This window comes from Pseudopedobacter sp. (assembly GCF_040392825.1).
In the GTDB taxonomy this organism is placed as follows: Bacteria; Bacteroidota; Bacteroidia; order Sphingobacteriales; family Sphingobacteriaceae; genus Pseudopedobacter.
In genome coordinates this window covers 1-18,079 of sequence record NZ_JBEBVH010000054.1, presented here as the reverse complement: position 1 = coordinate 18,079, position 18,079 = coordinate 1, and the positions used below count along the sequence as shown (strand labels likewise).

18 protein-coding genes are annotated in these 18,079 nt (G+C 34.9%); 2 read left to right on the top strand and 16 right to left on the bottom strand.

The genetic code is table 11. The features are described from left to right. The 3 genes from ABWO41_RS05805 to ABWO41_RS05795 form a co-directional block, all read right to left on the bottom strand. Positions 1–538: complex I subunit 1/NuoH family protein (locus ABWO41_RS05805; RefSeq protein WP_353134850.1), on the bottom strand; the 538-nt coding region annotated here is incomplete at its 3' end. A gap of 56 nt (positions 539–594) precedes the next feature. Further along, the gene (gene murI, locus ABWO41_RS05800; protein ID WP_353134847.1) at positions 595–1,407 is read right to left on the bottom strand and encodes a glutamate racemase; all 813 of its coding nucleotides are present in this window, start codon (positions 1,405–1,407) and stop codon (positions 595–597) included. Between the two features lie 106 nt (positions 1,408–1,513). Continuing rightward, positions 1,514–2,917, bottom strand: coding sequence for a 7TM diverse intracellular signaling domain-containing protein (locus tag ABWO41_RS05795; RefSeq protein WP_353134844.1), 1,404 nt, complete (start codon positions 2,915–2,917; stop codon positions 1,514–1,516). 359 nt (positions 2,918–3,276) lie between these two features. On the opposite strand from ABWO41_RS05795, the gene ABWO41_RS05790 reads away from it, so the two are divergent. After that, positions 3,277–4,749 (top strand): T9SS type A sorting domain-containing protein, encoded by a 1,473-nt coding sequence (locus tag ABWO41_RS05790; RefSeq protein WP_353134841.1) that lies wholly within the window; start codon positions 3,277–3,279, stop codon positions 4,747–4,749. Positions 4,750–4,915: 166 nt separating this feature from the next. On the opposite strand, the gene ABWO41_RS05785 is transcribed toward ABWO41_RS05790, so the two are convergent. The 13 genes from ABWO41_RS05785 to ABWO41_RS05725 form a co-directional block, all read right to left on the bottom strand. Continuing rightward, on the bottom strand, positions 4,916–5,428 hold the full coding sequence (locus ABWO41_RS05785) for an OmpH/Skp family outer membrane protein (protein ID WP_353134838.1): 513 nt from the start codon (positions 5,426–5,428) through the stop codon (positions 4,916–4,918). A gap of 44 nt (positions 5,429–5,472) precedes the next feature. Beyond that, a complete protein-coding gene (locus ABWO41_RS05780) occupies positions 5,473–5,997 on the bottom strand; it encodes an OmpH/Skp family outer membrane protein (protein ID WP_353134835.1) in 525 nt (174 codons plus the stop codon). A 10-nt stretch (positions 5,998–6,007) separates the two neighbouring features. Next, complete coding sequence (bamA, locus tag ABWO41_RS05775; protein ID WP_353134832.1) at positions 6,008–8,524, bottom strand: outer membrane protein assembly factor BamA; 2,517 nt, start codon at positions 8,522–8,524, stop codon at positions 6,008–6,010. 61 nt (positions 8,525–8,585) lie between these two features. Next, on the bottom strand, positions 8,586–9,326 hold the full coding sequence (gene uppS, locus ABWO41_RS05770) for an undecaprenyl pyrophosphate synthase (protein WP_353134829.1): 741 nt from the start codon (positions 9,324–9,326) through the stop codon (positions 8,586–8,588). 357 nt (positions 9,327–9,683) lie between these two features. Next, on the bottom strand, positions 9,684–10,505 hold the full coding sequence (gene porG, locus ABWO41_RS05765) for a type IX secretion system protein PorG (protein WP_353134826.1): 822 nt from the start codon (positions 10,503–10,505) through the stop codon (positions 9,684–9,686). 47 nt (positions 10,506–10,552) lie between these two features. Beyond that, positions 10,553–11,434 carry an NAD kinase gene (locus ABWO41_RS05760; RefSeq protein ID WP_353134823.1) on the bottom strand — a complete coding sequence of 294 codons (882 nt, stop codon included), beginning with the start codon at positions 11,432–11,434 and terminating at the stop codon, positions 10,553–10,555. A 38-nt stretch (positions 11,435–11,472) separates the two neighbouring features. After that, complete coding sequence (locus ABWO41_RS05755) at positions 11,473–12,138, bottom strand: CBS domain-containing protein (protein ID WP_353134820.1); 666 nt, start codon at positions 12,136–12,138, stop codon at positions 11,473–11,475. Beyond that, positions 12,135–12,899 (bottom strand): alpha/beta fold hydrolase, encoded by a 765-nt coding sequence (locus ABWO41_RS05750; RefSeq protein WP_353134817.1) that lies wholly within the window; start codon positions 12,897–12,899, stop codon positions 12,135–12,137. The genes ABWO41_RS05755 and ABWO41_RS05750 overlap by 4 nt, the downstream gene beginning before the upstream one ends. 199 nt (positions 12,900–13,098) lie before the next feature. Beyond that, positions 13,099–13,548: a GatB/YqeY domain-containing protein gene (locus ABWO41_RS05745; RefSeq protein ID WP_353134814.1), complete on the bottom strand. Its 450-nt coding sequence runs from the start codon at positions 13,546–13,548 to the stop codon at positions 13,099–13,101. Positions 13,549–13,656: 108 nt separating this feature from the next. Then, on the bottom strand, positions 13,657–14,415 hold the full coding sequence (locus ABWO41_RS05740) for an SDR family NAD(P)-dependent oxidoreductase (RefSeq protein ID WP_353134811.1): 759 nt from the start codon (positions 14,413–14,415) through the stop codon (positions 13,657–13,659). Between the two features lie 96 nt (positions 14,416–14,511). Continuing rightward, a complete protein-coding gene (gene porT, locus ABWO41_RS05735) occupies positions 14,512–15,294 on the bottom strand; it encodes a type IX secretion/gliding motility protein PorT/SprT (RefSeq protein WP_353134808.1) in 783 nt (260 codons plus the stop codon). Further along, on the bottom strand, positions 15,291–16,022 hold the full coding sequence (ubiE, locus tag ABWO41_RS05730) for a bifunctional demethylmenaquinone methyltransferase/2-methoxy-6-polyprenyl-1,4-benzoquinol methylase UbiE (protein ID WP_353134805.1): 732 nt from the start codon (positions 16,020–16,022) through the stop codon (positions 15,291–15,293). Before ubiE ends, porT begins: the two co-directional genes overlap by 4 nt. Before the next feature lie 381 nt (positions 16,023–16,403). Next, a complete protein-coding gene (locus ABWO41_RS05725; RefSeq protein ID WP_353134802.1) occupies positions 16,404–17,270 on the bottom strand; it encodes a DUF3078 domain-containing protein in 867 nt (288 codons plus the stop codon). Between the two features lie 96 nt (positions 17,271–17,366). Between ABWO41_RS05725 and yihA the strand changes: the two genes are divergently transcribed. Continuing rightward, a complete protein-coding gene (gene yihA, locus ABWO41_RS05720; RefSeq protein WP_353134799.1) occupies positions 17,367–17,993 on the top strand; it encodes a ribosome biogenesis GTP-binding protein YihA/YsxC in 627 nt (208 codons plus the stop codon). Positions 17,994–18,079 lie beyond the last annotated feature (86 nt).

Sequence of the window (18,079 nt, the reverse complement as noted above, 5' to 3'; positions counted from 1 at the left end):
ATATACCCTGATTTGCTCCTATTATTTGCAAATCCAAAGTTTGCGATATCATTACAGCAGATATAATAGCGAAACCAATAGGAATTTCATAAGAAACAATCTGTGCCACCGACCTCACTGCTCCCAAAAGACTGTATTTATTATTAGAGCCCCAACCTGCCATCAAAATCCCGAGTGCTTCTACAGAAACTATGGCAAATACATAAAAAACACCAATATTGCTTGCCATAGGAACCAGATCAGGTGCCCAGGGCATGGCTATAAAACCTAAAAATACGGCAACAAAAATAATGATGGGGGCTGCAATAAAAAGTACTTTATCTACTACAGTTGGATAAATAGCTTCTTTCTGAATTAATTTTAAAATATCAGCTACAGTTTGTAAAAGCCCATACTTACCCGTTTCCATAGGCCCTAACCTATCATGAATAAACGCAGAAATTTTACGCTCACCATATACACCTCCATATAGTGCGAAGATTGCTATAAACCCGAATGTGGCTGCAGCTGCTAGTATATATGTGATGTAAAAATTCAATTCCTAGTAAATTAGTAGTCTTTTGTGCAAACTTAATTATTTTGATTCTAAATAAGCTACTTAACCCAAATGTTTTTTTGAATTAATTCTATCTGATCTCCAAAAAATATTTTGGTACTGCATTCAAAAGACGGTGTTTTAAACGAAACATAGAATTCATCTTTATATTCTACCTCTTGATTATTAATCAATTGCAGCTTTTCTAATTGAAATTTAACATCATCCGCTACAATAGAAGCGGTATTTAATATATCTACCTGATTGTCAAAAAAACTTTCTATTTCTCTTTTAATTAATGGATAATGTGTACAAGCCAATATCAGTGCATCGATATTTTTGAGTTTGGGAGAGGATAGATAGGATTCAATTACAGTATGACTGATATTATTTTCATAAAATCCTTCTTCTATCATCGGCGCCAACAATGGTGTGGCCAACGATTTTACCTTAAGTTGTGGATTTAATTCGTTGATCTTTCTGGCATAAACATCAGAACTGATCGTCGCTTTAGTTCCTATTACTCCAACTCTTTGGTAATGTTCTTTATTCGCAACATGCTTTACTACCGGGTCTATAACATTAAAAATCGGGATGCGATCTCCCATGAATTGTACTAAATCCTCATAACCTAAAGACGATGCGGTATTGCAAGCTATTACAATTACTTTGCAGCCTTTTTCTTCCAGAAACTTCCCTATTTTTAAACTGTAGTACCTTATAGCATCAGGAGATTTGTCTCCATAAGGCATATGGCCCGTATCTCCAAAGTAGATTATTTTCTCATTAGGTAGTACTTTTCTAATGGCATTAGCTACAGTTAACCCTCCTATTCCCGAATCAAAGATGCCAATAGGCTGCTCTGCTGTCATAAAACTAAATTTTAGCCGAAATTCCTATTTATTTTTCAATTCTTTATCAGAAAATAGCAATTTGTTTTGTTTGTTTTTGGTTATGGTGTCAATTGTCATTTTAACTTTAAACCTGGCTATAAAATACCTGCTGTATCTCTTTCCGATTTTTAACATCCAACTTTAAATAGAGATTACTCACATGATACTTTGTAGTACTTAAGGATATAAATAATTTTTCGGAAATTTCCTGATTGGTTAGTCTATTAAAAATACACATAAGCACCTCTGTTTCCCTTTCTGTGAGATTATACAAAAGCCTCATTTCCTGCATAATTTCTACATTTCCATTTGTTTTTTCTTGAATGCCACTTTTTGGAAAGGTATGTCCAACATCTTTAAGCTCTTCCAACTCGCGAAGATATCTGTTCAGTTCCTCTCTATATCTTTCATTCTCATGTTGCAGAGCCCTAACCTTATAAATGATAGCAAAGCTGATACTAATTATTTCAAGCGTACTTGCAAAGCGGATCATGTCCATACCGAAGAATGACAAAAAAGGAGAATCGATATAATTGTTTAAAGTATAAAAAACAGACACCAGAGCAATAAAGCCAAAACTTAGTATCAAAAACCGCGCATAAACATCGTCTCTAAACATCTTTATGCCGTGGTAAATACAAATAGCGGGCAGCAGATAAAATAATACACTGGCCAGAGTTCGAAATAGCTGTATATCTGTCCATGTATATATTAACACTGTGAAAAAAATAGCACAGATAATGGGTATGGCAATTTGTTTAAAACGAGGTACCTTATTTTTAAGATCAAGAAAATAGTAAGCAAATATTCCAGAAATAACAGCACATATTGCAATATTCCAAAGTAAAAAATGGGGATTGACCCAGTGGCCTTTCGTAAAAAAATAAAACATGCCATCCTGATAGAAAAAAATCAGAAATAACGACAGCTGTAGCAAAGAATAAAGCCAGAAACGTTTATCCCTAAAAATTAGATAGAGCACAACATTAAAGATTATAGACATAATAGCTAATCCATAGTATAGACTATTGACCATAAAATTAATATTAGCCTGCTTTACAAATCTCCCAGGTTCATCTACTGTGATTTTTATACGCTGAACAGGCTGTTTTTTTATGTTAAGATAATATACGCTGTCTCTGGCTGTAAAATAATATACAGGATAACGGGTCTGAATTGAATGCCCTTTAAGATCTATATTTCTTTGCATCTGTATAAGCTGATCGCCTTGCTGTAAATACATGTCATAATCTGCTACCTGCATACTTGATATTTGAAATATCACAGGTCCCGGCAATAAAGACGACGGAATAAGCCCTTTTATCCAGGAGTTGCCCAGCTTATCCTCGGCAGCTGATAAATCGTCTTTACCGTAAATAGTACTGAATTTCAAATCAGGAACAGAAGAAACATCAATAGGCTGTGCATAAAGTTTTCCGCTTATCGTAATAATACAAACAAGATAAATAAGCCAGCGAATACAAAACATGGTATAAAGTAAAAAGTTAAAAGTAAAAAGTTAAAAGTAAAAAGTCTAATAACTAGTGAACTAATTCAACCAATAGCCAGTGGAACTCACCAATGAACCAGTGAACTAATGCTAATAAACCATTTAACAAATGACTAGTGAACTAAAAAACTCCAATTCCTAACAAAACTGTACTAAAAGTATAGGCCGGATTAGAAGTACTAGTTCTAATTTTGGAAAATCACAAGGCTATAATTATCAGCCGCAATTGAAAAAATAAAAGCATACAAATAACTAAACATTAATTTATGGAAACATCTCGACCAGAAAAAAAATTACGACTATCGCGTTACTTTATCACTGTCCTGTGCGCATTATTCATGATATGCAATCAAGCTCTTGCACAATCTATAAATATTGCAACAGCTGCAGACCTCGCTAAAATAGGTAATGACTCAAATTACCCACTTGACGGAGACTATGTACAAACAGCAGACATCAACCTCTCTGGCTATGCTAACTGGATTCCTATTGGCGCTTTTACCGGAACATACGATGGACAATACCACTATATTGATAACTTGACTATACAAGATGCAGACAAATCATATCAGGGCCTTTTTAGTGAAATAAGCGAAACAGGAGAAGTAAGAAACCTACGTATGCGAAATGTAAACATTAATTTAGACGGATGGTCAAAAAATATCGGTGCATTGGCAGGTTTAAGTGAAGGAAAAATTCATCGCGTAGCTGTTCTAAATGGTCAATTACGAGGATATTCAAGCGTTGGTGGTCTGGTAGGATGGTTATATTCTACCGAAATTTCGGAATCCTATGCGAATATAATGGTTCAAAGTAATGGCTACATTTATTCATTTCCATTTCCTGATCCAATAACTGGAGAAACAACAGAAGAACAAAGCAGTTACTTAGGTGGCCTCATTGGTTCAAGTCAAAACGATGGAAAAATAACCAACAGCTATGCAACAGGCAACGTATCGGGCTATGAGTCTGTAGGGGGACTAGTTGGACAGACTTTTGGGAACAATATCATTTCAAAAAGCTATTCATCAGGTGCTGTAAGCGGTAATCAATGGGTTGGTGGCTTAGTAGGTTACAATCCCAGCACTACTACTGATTCTTACTGGAATACCACCACTTCCGGACAAAGCACAGGTCACGGAACCGGAGCAGTAGGAAAAACAGATGCACAAATGAAGCAACAGGCTACTTTTGCAGGTTGGGATTTTTCTAATATCTGGACTATAAACCAGGGCGTCTCACAACCTACCTTACGCTGGCTTGATTTAGCTCCTCTGCCTGTATCTTTAATAAATTTTACAGCTCAGGCACAAGGAAACAGAACTAAATTAATATGGCAAACCGCACAGGAAACCAATAACAAAGAATTTATCATTTACCGAAGCACTGATAGCAAACAGTTCACAGAGATTACCAGAATAACCGGAGCAGGAAATTCATCTTCAATAAAAGACTATTACTACGATGATGAAAATCCGCTTAACGGCAACAATTATTACAAACTGGTACAAATAGATTTGGATAATAAAGAAACAGAATTAGGTATCAGGACAGTAAGTTTTAAGCTTCCGACTTTTGGCCTTCAGCTTTATCCGAACCCTACGGATGATGTTGTAAATATTTCTTTCGGCAACATTAAATACGATCTGTTAACCGTAATAAATTTAAATGGAAAAGTATTGCAGAAAACGCAAATAAAACCGGGTGAGAGCGAGCTGACTATTTCTTTGGGCAAATATCCTACGGGGACTTACTTATTACGTTTTAGTGGTAAAGATGGCTTATTAACAAAAAAAGTAGTAAAGAAGTAGACCGTCCTTCTTTATAAAACGTTTATCTATTTAGATTATCAAGGGCTTCCTATCAGAAAGACTTGCTACAAAAGCATCTTCCAGACAACTAAGCGACTCACTATCAGATTAAACAAAAAAAGCGGAACTTAATAGGTTCCGCTTTTTCACAAATTAATTTAACAGGCTATTTTAAGCCTAATTTTGTTTTAACTTCTGTTAAGATGTTTATGCCTCCGTCGAAGTAAACTACACCTGGTTGTGTAATATCCAATACATAAGCATAACCTTTCTCTTTTGCGACTGCTTTAACTGCATCTTCAGCTTTTTTCAAGATTGGATCATATAATTCACCTCTTTTTCTTTCAAAATCTTCCGCTGCTTTTTGTTGGAATTCCTGGATTCTTTTTTCTAGTTCCTGGATTTCTTTAATTTTCACTTCCTTCATTGCATCGCTTAAGGTCTTTTCTTTAGACTGGTAATCCTGTACTTTGCTCTGATATTCTGTATACATGGTTTTACCATCATTATCTAAAGTTCCTTTATATTCTTCCAATTTTTTATCTGCATTAGCAACTTCGGGCATAGCTTTAATTAATTCCGCAGAGTTAATATGAGCTATTTTCTGTTGTGCACTTGCAACATTCCCTACAAACAACATACATCCTGCTACCAATGCAATTCTGAATAATTTTTTCATTGTTTTGTTCTAATTTTATTTTTACGAGTTTAAAATAATTTTTACTATTTAGCAAATGTTCCGGGCTTATATCCTAGTCTTGTAATAATATCGTTGCTTCTGTCATAATTCGGACGGGCAAACAAGAATGTTACACTTACTTTATCCAACACAATATCCAAGCTTTCTCTGGCTGCATATTCCTGTATTGCTTTTGCTATTCTTTCCTGAACGGGTTTAATTAATCTTATCTTTTCTTTAAAAAGTTCGCCTTCGTAGCCAAACCTTTTCTGTTGTAATTCGTTTGCCTCTGCTTCTATTTTACCTATCTCCGCTTCCCTCCTTTTCTGCATGTAATCTGTTAAAAGTACCTTGTCTGCCTGATACGCCTTCTGCATAGCTTCTACATCTTTGAATTTCTGGTCAATATCTTTTTGCCACTGTACAGAGAGCTCGTTTAACTGCTTTTGAGCCGATGCGTACTCCGGAATATGTTTCAGTATATATTCGGAATCTACATAAATCAAACGCTGTGCTAAAGCTACATTAGCTATAACGATTAATGCAAATAATATTATATTTTTTTTCATAAACAGAAAATTAAAATCCTCCCATCTGCTGGGCAATACTAAAGTGGAATTGTCCTTTATTTGCATCCGGGTTTCCCGGGATTGCATCAAATCCATATCCATAGTCTATACCCAACAATCCAAATATAGGCAAGAAAATCCTCGCTCCGACACCTACAGAACGTTTTACGTTAAAAGGATTAAATTCCGAGAATTTATTCCAGGTATTACCTCCCTCAGCAAATACTAAACCAAATACCTGAGCAGATTCGCTTAATGTAATAGGATATCTTAGCTCCATAACATATTTGTTATAAATTGGACTACCTGCCGTAGTTGGTGCTCCTTCCGGCACAATAGAGTTGTTAGAGTAACCTCTTAAACCAATAATTTCTGAACCTTGTAAAAAGTCGAAACCTTGCATTCCGTCTCCTCCTACTTTAAACCTTCCAAATGGTGCCAAGCCTACAGCTTTATTATAATAGCCTATGAAACCGAACTGTGCCTGGGCTTTCAGAATTAATTTACCATATACCTTTTGATAAAACTGCGAGTCGAATTTCCACTTATGATATTCAGCAAACTTATATTTATCTGAAGTAGACAGATTGTTATAATTTTTACCGTTAAATGAAGAATATGGTAAAGTAGCCTGTACTGTAAATCTTAAATGAGAACCAGAAGTTGGATATATTGGAGCATCTACTGAATTTCTTGCAAACACCTGAGATAAGCTCAAATCATAAGAATCTCCATTTTCAAACAAATATCCGACATAGTTTTTCAATTTAAATTGCTGTAAGTTTGCAGAATAATCTATTCTGAAATAATCATCAGGCCACTTCAATTGTTTACCCAAACTAAATGTTAAACCATTCAATCTGATTTTCTGCTGGTTGATATTACTGTTTGCCAAACCGTTACTTTGTAAAGATGTATAAGCGCTTATACCAAAATAAATAGGCTTTTTACCACCCAGCCATGGCTCTGAAAAAGAAAAACTATAAGATTGATAATATTTACCATTAGTCTGCCCTCTAATACTCAGCTTCTGTCCATCTCCTTTAGGTAGCGGTTTGTATGCTTTTAGATTGAATAGATTTTTTGCAGAAAAGTTATTGAAAGTTAATCCCAGTGTACCGATAACTCTTCCCCCGCCAAAACCTCCGGAAAGTTCAATCTGATCTGACGGCTTCTCAACTACCGTGTATTGGATATCTACCGTTCCATCATTGGGATTTGGAAGTGGAGTAATACCTACTTTCTGCTCATCGAAATTACCTAACTGAGTGATCTGTCTTTGGGAACGAATTAATGCATCTTTAGAAAATTTCTGTCCCGGCTTTGTTCTTAACTCTCTCAGAACAACCTGATCATTAGTTAATTCGTTACCTTTTAAAATAATTTTGTTGATGGTATATTGCGGACCTTCAAAAATTCTTATCTCCAGATCAACCGTATCCTGATAAATTTTTGTTTGCACAGGATCTACGTTAAAAGTCAGATAGCCATCATTTAGATAAAGTGAAGAAACGTCATCACTTGAAGGACTGTTTCTCAAAGTTTTCTCTAGTTTTTCTTCACTGAAAACATCTCCTTTCTCTATTCTGAGAATCTGTTTTAAAACAGATGTAGGATATTTTGCATTCCCCACAAAAGTGATATTACCAAAATAATACTTCGGACCTTCGTGTATTTTCATCTCGATATCAATGGCCCTGTCGCTGTATCTTTTAATCGTATCAAATACTATTTCTGCCTCTCTATAACCTTTTTCACGCATTTTGGAGACTAATTTCTCTTTATCCCCTTCATACTTTTCGTTCGTAAATTTACCAGAACCAAACAGTTTATACCATGCCTGTTCTTTGGTTTTCTTCATAAACTTCTTTAAACGCGCAGTAGTAAATTCTTTATTGCCTTCTATTTTTATAGAATGCACTTTTACTTTGTTGTTCTTATCTACTTTTACATTTACAATCTTACTGTTCGCATCTGCAGAATCTGCCTGATATGTAATCTGGACTTCAGTGTTTAAATAACCTTTATCAAAAAAATGCTTTTTAACAACTTCGGTTATGGTTTTATTCAGATTTTCGTTTACTACCTTACTTTTTTGCTTGTCCAGCTTTTCTTTAACATCTGTTGTTTCACTTTTAGACAAACCTTTTAGTTCAATTCTTGAAACTCTGGGAATCTCAACCAAATTAAATTCCAAATAGATCGTCTCTCCTTCAATTTTGGAAACAGCCAACTCGACATTTTCAAATAACTGCTGATCCCAAAGATTTTTCACTGCAGCAGAAGTTGCGTCTCCCGGAACCAATATCCTGTCTCCTACTGTAAGGCGAGAAATTGTTAAAAGAATAGATTCGTCCAAATGCTTTAAACCATTCATTTTTATTCCGCCAATAACATATTCCTTTGGACTTAAATAGTCCAGGTCATTATCTGGTTGTGTAGATTGGAAAGATCTTGAATTGCGCAATTGCGAAAAACCACTAAAACTAATCTGGATTAATAAAAGCGCTAAAAGTAATTTCTTCATTTATCTTGTTAATAACAGCTAAATTAGCTTTATTCTTTGTTAATTTTTGTTAAAAGTAATTTTACCTAATTTGCTCGCTGGTAAGGCCAAACCTTCTTTCTCTCTGCTGAAAATCGACAATAGCTTCAAACAAATTTTCTTTTCTGAAATCTGGCCATAGTGTAGGTGTAAAATACAACTCAGCATAAGCCAGTTGCCACAAAAGATAATTACTTATTCTTCTTTCACCACTAGTCCTTATCATTAATTCCGGATCTGGTATATTCCGTGTTGACAGATAACTGGCAAACTTCGGCTCGTCAATATTATCTAATTCTAATTTACCTGATTTTACATCTGCGGCTATTTGCCTGGCTGCCTGGGCAATCTCCCATCTCGAACTATATGAAAGTGCAAGAGTAAGCGTTAATCTGGTATTTTTAGACGTTTTATCTATAGCTTCCAGTAATTCTTTACGGCATCTTTTTGGTAACGCTTCCAGATCTCCAATCGCATTCAGTCTAACATTGTTTTTCATTAATGTTTCTGTTTCTTTTGCTATGGTAGAAACCAAAAGTTCCATAAGCGCAGCTACCTCTAATTTAGGTCTGTTCCAATTTTCTGTGGAGAAAGCATAAAGCGTTAGATACTCTACCCCCAGCTCTGCTGCCCCTTCTACTGTATCTCTAACTGCTATAACTCCGTTTTTATGACCAAACACTCTCAGTTTACCCTGCTCTTTTGCCCACCGTCCATTGCCATCCATAATAACAGCAATATGCTTTGGTAATCTGGAAGTGTCTATTCTATCCTTAAAACTCATTTTCAATTGATGGATATTTATTAGGATTTCTCCTTGCTATATTTTCCTTAAATTAACGTTCAAGCCCTATAAATCAGTATGCCAGAATTATTTTAACTGCGAAGGTAGAAATTACTTTGTTTTTTTTCTTTAACAAAAGCAAAATTCTACCCTATTCAAAGTCAAAATTTAAAAATCAAAAATTCAAATCCTTTTTATTCATCTACAAATGCGTTGCTTAATTGCTAAATCAGATATAGAAAGGCTAAAAGCTAAACATAATAAGACTGAAAAATAAAACACTGTATTACAAATAGATAACAACGTTCAATAACCAATTCGCCGAAGAAGTATCTTCGAAAAACCAATTAAATTAATCTAAAAAGGACAATTCTTACCCCTAAACACATATGACAAAGTAATTAATGCAAAAAAGTAAGTATCCTGTTTTCTATAATCTCCTCGTTGAATTTTAAAATTGGTATTGGTATCTTGTCCGTAACCTGTTGGATCAGACAATTGTAGCCTCAGTTTATTTAAATCATTTTCATTTGGATCTATAACTACGTAGTCTTTGCTTACATCATCCAAATAATCGGTATACGCTGTTCTAAAACCAAATTCTGTGGAAATATTCCAATAGTTACTCAGCCTAAATTTTATCCCGGCACCAATTGGTAAAGCAAAGGCAGTTGTTTTATAGGCATCTTCGTCCGCTTTAAACTCGTCGTCATTCAATTCGGTTCCGTATCTTTTCAATTCGTATTCTTCTCCATTATAAATTGCTTGTGGATTAAATCCAAAGTAAGAAATACCAGAATAAATGTAGGGCGTAACTCTTTTTTGTCCCCAGTCAATTCCAAAATCAAAAAAATTGAATTCCAGCTGTAAACTGCCTTCGGTTATTGGCGAAAAGAAATTAAGACCCCGGTTCCGTTGATCCTCGCTTTTTGAATCTAAATCGTTTGCCTGTATTTTTCCTTTTAACAACGAAAATTTCAGAGCCCAATAGCCGTCAAAGTTTTTCTTTACAGCTATACCAAAAGCCGGATCCGTTACCTTTAAATAACCTCTTTGGTTTAAATCTCCGGTATAACCACTTCCCCCAACGGAGATACCGGCTTCCCAATTCTGGGAGAAAGAAGTCTGCGTTCCTAAAAGGATCAATGAAAGAAAAACTGCCACATACGAATAATTCATATTTTCATTAAAGAAGCAATTAACTCATTGCAGACATTTTTGTTTTTTTAGTAATTACGGGTATCAATACCCCATAGCAATTTGTTTCTTAACGTAGATAAATACGATTCATTGTTTAAACGTACAAGATTTACGTCAAAATCTGCTCTTTTCACTTTTAATCTTATGCTGGAATCTATTACTTCTGTTCTGGAATCCAATGTTGCTAAATATTTAGAGCTTCTCCCCTCGATCTCGAAAGTGAGTTCATGCGCATCAGGTAAAATAACAGGTCTTACGGTTAGATTATGAGGAGAGATGGGTGTGATTACCAGATTACCAGATCTCGGCAGCATAATAGGCCCGCCACAACTTAATGAATAAGCTGTTGATCCTGTGGGTGTTGCTACAATTAATCCATCGGCCCAATAAGAGTTTAAAAACTCACCATCTATATAACAATGTGTCAGCATCATGGCCGAGTTATCTCGCTTATGAATTGTAAAGTCGTTTAATGCGAAATTAATATCTCCAAATAATTTGGTTTCGGACTCGAGCTTAAGTAATCGTCTTACTTCTATGTTGTAACTCTTCTCTACTAAAGCTTTGATAGCAGTCTTGATATCTTCTTTATTGATACTTGCTAAAAATCCTAAACGCCCAAAGTTTATTCCTACCATCGGAACTTTGGAATCTCTCACCAAAGTTACAGTATCCAGCATGGTTCCGTCGCCTCCCAGACTTATCATTAAATCAATACCAGATTTCACATCACGATGGCTTTCGAATGTCCCGAAGCTTTTAGGAAAGAAAAGCTTATCTTTTATAAAATCGAAGAAGTTTTTATATACTAATACTTCTATATTATATTCTACAAGGCAGTCAAAAACTTGCTGTACATAAGGTATAACTGAGTTATTAAACTGTCTTCCGTAAATACCGATTGTCATTTTTATGGTAAGTTTTAAAGGCAAAACCGGGTTACTGATTAGTCGAAACTTAAATAATTCATTAAAGAATCATATCTGTCCCTCGCACCATTATCCCGATCTAAAAAGTTATATGTTGCTTTTACCACGTAATCATATCTCAAAAACGAGGCAATAATATTGCTTATTTCTATCTTATTCAATTTCAAAGTAACTTCTAACTTGGTTGACTCTGGAACTGATTCTACAAAAGAGCTTAAAATTTGAGTATTATTAGATTCTACTATTTGTGCTATATGAGACATTGAGTTGTCTCTGTTCCCTACTTCTAAAACAATAATTGCTCCCATTTCGGAAACAGAAACTATTTTAGCAAAACTTTCTGTGAGGGCCTGTTGAGAGATCAATCCAAGATAATCCATATCATAGTTCAATACGGGCAGCACACTTAACTTCTGTTCAAAAAAAGTTCTTACTACTTCGTAAATATGCTGATCTTCATAAACAAAAGGATTAATAAGCGAAAGGTTCAATGTTCCTACGGCTACATTAAAATCTGTTGTCTGAGAAATATCTTCTTCGGAAAGCAAACCCAGAAATTGATGTTTTTTTACAATAGGTAAATGTCGCACACGAAACTCTGCCATACGGTGCTCTGCTTTCTGAATAGAATCAGAAACTTTAAGCGGTGTAATCGTATTAGCTATGAGTTCTTCTGCAATCATTTATTCTTTATTTTTTCTAAAAACTGGTTTGTCAAAATATTAAATTCTTGCGGCCTTTCCATCATCGGCGCATGTCCGCATTGGTCGATCCAGGTAAGTTCCGAATTTGGCAATAGTTCATTAAACTCTTCTGCAACCTCTGGAGGCGTAATTTTATCATTCTTTCCCCAAATCAGAAAAACCGGCACTTTAATCTTAATCAAATCCTTTGCCATATTATGTCTGATCGCAGATTTTGCCATAGCTAAAATTTTTATGACCTTGCTTCTATCATTAACAATTTTAAAAACTTCGTCTACCAACTCCTTCGTTGCGGTCGCCGGGTCGTAAAAAGTAAATTCTACCTTTTCTTTAATGAAATCATAACTTTCACGCTTAGGAAAAGATCCTCCAAACGAGTTTTCGTATAAACCCGAACTTCCTGTTAGTAATAAAGCTTTCACTTTCTCCTGATGGTGAACTGTGTAAACTAATGCTACATGTCCACCTAAAGAATTTCCTAATAAAATTACCTGATCTAACTTTTTAAACTTTATAAACTTATGTACATAGTTTGCAAGCCCTTTTACACCAGTATTTAAAAGAGGCATATCATAAATAGGTAAAAGTGGAATAATTACTTTATACCTGTTTCTGAATTCTTTTATAACTTCTTCCCAATTACTTAGTGCTCCCATTAACCCATGGAGTAATAACAGAACTTCGCCTTCTCCTTCTTCTATATATTTGAAACCTTTTTCATCTTTTACTGTAAACTCCATATATAATTGTATAAACCTGCTATATTGTTTTGCTAAATTACTAGTCTCTTTTTAAATTGAGTACAAAAACCTAATTATTTATGAGGTAAAAATAGTTTTTATTGCTCTGATAAATGTACAAAACAATCATTTTCTAAAACTAAAAAATCTCAAATTAATCTGTTGAGTAGAGTAAAGGGCTTAATTAAAGCACTATATATTATCCCAATAAGTTTTTGATAGTCTCTGAAATCGCTCTTCCATCTGCTTTTCCTGCAAGCTCTTTATTAGCGATTCCCATTACCTTTCCAATTTCCTTAATAGAGGTGACATTTAATTTGGTCATTAAGTTCTTCAAATAGTCGGAGAGTTCTGTCGGAGTCATCTGCTTAGGCAGATACCTTTCGATAACCTCGATCTCTTCCATTTCAATCTGATAAAGATCTTCTCTATTTTGTCCTTTATAAATTTCTGCAGATTCTCTTCTCTGTTTAACCAACTTCTGTAAAACTTTAATTTCGCCCTCCTCTGTAATATTCTCAGAAGCTCCTTTTTCAGTTTTAGCTAATAACAACGCTGATTTTACAGCTCTTAAAGCTCTCAAATCTGCTTCTTTTTTCGCCAGCATAGCTGTCTTGATATCCTGATTAATCGTGTTTTCTAATGACATTTTATTACGGTTTTTATTATTTTAAAAGTTCGAAGACAGAAGAGCGGAGCCATATAAGCTAACTAATGAACTTCCCTACGACTATTTCAACTAATGAATATGTACTAATTAAATTTTCAAATGATGACTGGTTGAAGCCTGAGCTGTGGGCATAATCAACAAATCGTTTATATTTACGTGTGCAGGTCGGGTAACTACAAACCAAATTGTTTCGGCTATATCCTGAGCTACCAGAGGTTCAAATCCTTCATAGACTTTTGCCGCTTTTTCTTCGTCTCCATGGAATCGTACAACAGAAAATTCTGTTTCTACAGCTCCCGGGTGTATGCCTGTCACCTTAATACCATACGGTAACAAATCTATTCTCATAGCCTTATTTAAAGCATCTACCGCATGTTTTGTAGCACAATAAACATTTCCTTTTGCATAAACCTCTTTTGCCGCAATAGACCCCATGTTAACAATATGTCCTCTTTTATTTTCAATCATCCAGTTGGAAACAATTTTAGTGACATAAAGAAGCCCTTTTATATTGGTATCTATCATTATATCCCAATCTTTGAACGAGCCGTCCTGTATATCGTCCAATCCCTGACTCAGACCTGCATTGTTAATCAAGACATCAACTTGTTTCCATTCCAGAGTTAATGTTTCTAAATTTTTAATTACATCTTCCTGATGACGGACATCAAAACACAGTGTTTTGACCTGAACTCCAAAATTATCCTCCAATCTTTGTTTTAAAGCGACCAGACGTTCTTCTCTACGTCCCGTTAAAATAAGGTTGTATTGATTTTTAGCAAAGGTTTCTGCGCAAGCTTCGCCAATGCCCGCAGTTGCACCGGTTATTAAAACTAATTTGCTCATTGGAACGAAAATATAAAAATTATTTTTTTGATGTGGAAATTATGCCCGAAATATGTGTATATTTTTCTAAAACAAGCAAGATAAGTATTTGTTTAGCTACTCGAAATAAAGGCTAAAAACGAAGTTTCTCAAAAACAATTTGTCAATTGATTCTGAATAAGGCTCATTATCTCTCTTAAGTACGCTTTTAAAGGAATTACTAAGTTTTATTTCCGGAGACAATTTAAAAAACTCAAAATATAAGTCAAATCCTATTCCTATTTCATAAGACATGAATTTTTTTTGATTTTTTAAAAATTTCTGAAAATAGTCTTTGGTTTCATCATCAAATTTCTTTTTTGAAGCGATGTCTATTCCATACTTTAATCCACCTATAAGATAAGCTCTGAAATTATTTCTCCGGTCCGATTTTAATTTCAGAGACAACGGAAAATCTACCATTGTTGCATTTACGGACCGTCTTATTTTCCCATCAGGTGCCTCAACTTTATCCTGCTTGTAGTCTTCATTACTATGTTTAAAACCATAATCTACCACCCTGTCTGTAAAGGTTAAGGTTGGTGTGAAGCGTAAATTAAGATGTTTAGTAAGATACAAATCGCTGACAAATCCTAAACCAAACCCGGGATTTAATGCAGAACTAATACTTACAAGTGTATCTACATTTTGGGGATTCGGAAAATTGGCTAAATCTTCTCTATTGAAAAGTGGCTCTTTCCAATTAACTGCCTTCTGGATTTTATATTCCGAACCGATATACTGAAAAGTAAATCCAAAGTGTAAAGTTTCATCGTCTACTCCTCCACCCCAATTCCCCTGTGCAAAAGCTGCAATGGAAAAAAGAAGGGACAAAAAGACAAATGAAAGCTTTTTTATCATTTAACTCCAGTGTATATAGAACAGATACCAAACGTTAAAGGACGGAATTTAGTTTGTTGAAACCCTAATTTATCCATCAGATTGGTAAACTTTTCTCCGTCAGGAAAAGCTTTTACAGATTCTGGCAAATAGGTATAAGCACTGGAATCTTTGGAAAAGAACTTTCCTATAAGCGGCAGAATATAATGGAAATAAAAATTATAAGCTTGTTTAACAGGAAACGTTGTAGGTTTAGAAAACTCCAGCACCACCAGTTTACCGCCAGGTTTTAGCACACGGTACATGTCTGCAATTCCCTTTTCTAAATACTCGAAATTTCTTACACCAAAGGCAACTGTTATGGCATCAAAAGTGTCATCTTCAAAAAGCAGTTTCTCCGAGTCTCCAAGTCTCACTTCATAAACATCACCTTTATTTCTTTTGGCTATTTTCTGCCTGGCAACTTCCAACATTCCTTCCGAAATATCTACTCCAATAACTTTTTCTGGTTTTAGAATTTCGATTGCTTCGAAAGCGAAATCTCCTGTCCCTGTTGCGACATCCAACATCAGCTTGGGCTGAACAGACTTAAGTTCCTTAATTGCTTTTTTTCGCCAGATAATGTCTATCCCCAACGACATAAAGTGATTTAAAAAATCGTAAGTTTTAGAGATATTGTTGAACATGGTTGCAACCTGCTCTTTTTTTGCAACCTGCTGATCTTTATAGGGAGTAATATTTTGTGCCATTGTTGATGCAAAGATAAAAGAAATTAGTTAGCTCTTGTTGCAAGCTGGGTTTTCTCTCAATCTGATTCAAAAATATAGCGATTATTGGATTTGTTAAAGCGTTTACACTCCAATTGCCGTGTTTTACCAGTATCTGCCAGACTTTGCCGTATTTTGCTTAATTCTCCAACATTTCTTCGAGGCTTCTTCGGGACTCCTTCGAGAAACAGGGGGTATTTCCCGAAGAAAGCCCGAAGGAGTCTGGAAAATCTTAAACGAGAAGATATATAAATATCTACAACCACACTCTACCGATATTCTGAAATAGAGAATAGTCCGAAATATTCAGACACAAAAAAGCCCGCCAGTTGTATTGGCGGGTTTTGCCATTTTTTTTAATTACTAAAAACCAAAATTAACCCCTACGCCAAACACTTGTCTAATCTGGAAACCTTTGTAGGCATTATCATCATAGATGGTCTGGAAGGCTACGTTAGTTGATAAATATTTATTGATTTTCATTACCACATTTAATTGGTAATCTAAATCAACATTTTGCGGATCTTCTAAATAGTTAGCATACAGATTCAGGATATTTTCTACAGAAACATTTTCCATAATATTAAACTTATAATATCCAGATGTATAGAAACCCAATTCATATCTTAGGTTTTTCCCTTCATCTACCCCAAAATATTTAGCATCGGGCAACGTCCGGTCTTTTTCTACAAAAACCATTTTGGAAGTCGCAGGAGCTATATTAACTTTCAAATTATCACTTTTTTTCCATAACATACCCGGACCAAATGTTAAATATGCTGGTGAAAAGAAATTAGTGTATGATGTTCTTGTCTCCTTACCATTGGCATTTGTACCATATTCATAACCTTCTGTAAGTTGAGTCTTAAAATTCACAAAACCAGAATAGAACCAGTTTCCGGAAGCCTTTCTTCCGTAAAGAGAGTTAAGCTCTATCCTGTCGTCTGTTTTCTTAGCAAACTCAGCATTTTTAGTTTTCACCAAACCGTAAGAGCCTATAATTTTATTATCCCAGGTTATGTTTTCCCGCTTGTAATTAAAATCATAATTTACTCCTAAGGTTCCGGCTATATTATTTTCACCGCCGGCTAACCAGTTACTAAAAGCAGATTGATTGAATAAGAAAGAAACGTTCCCTTTATTCGTCCAGCCTTCTTTAACCTCTCCTTCCTGGGCAATCCCCACTAAACCCAGGGTAATTAAGAAAATTGTAAAAATGGTTTTCTTCATAGCTTATTATTTTTAATTTCCAGCAATTATACAAAGAATGTCGGTTTGTTCCTTAATCTTTTTAAAGCATCTGTAAATTAACTGTATCTTTGCAGGATGATTATCAAATCGGCAGAATTTACAGTAAGTAACACAAAGATTAGCAAACTTCCGCCTTGTGTTTTGCCTGAATATGCTTTTATTGGAAGATCTAACGTAGGAAAATCTTCTTTAATAAATATGCTTACAGGTGTAAAAGGATTAGCCAAAACTTCTCAGAAACCCGGAAAAACCCAATTGATTAATCATTTTTTAATTAATAAAGACTGGTATCTGGTTGATCTTCCTGGCTATGGTTATGCCCGAAGCTCAAAATCTAACAGACTGGAATGGGCTAAATTCATAAAGAATTATTTAGAAAAAAGAGAAAGCCTCCAATGTGTTTTTGTTTTGGTTGACAGCAGATTGGAACCGCAAAAAATAGACATTGAATTTTGCTGTTATCTGGGAGAAAGAGGAATTCCCTTCATTTTAATTTTTACTAAGGCAGACAAAAACGGAGTAACCAAAGCTCAAAAAAATATGGCTCTTTTTAGAAAAGAGCTGTTAAAGTATTTTGAAGAAATACCTCAGATGCTATTAACTTCTGCCGAAACAAAATTTGGAAAAGATCAGGTACTCATGTTCATAGAAGAGGTTAACCAAACTTTCGAAGTACCTGAAATTGCAAAGACCGAGGAGTAATTATTATATGTACCAAGCGGCTGTTTTAATTTTTGACTTCATATAACTATTAACGAAAAACGGCTTTTATTTGTAACATGAAGAAA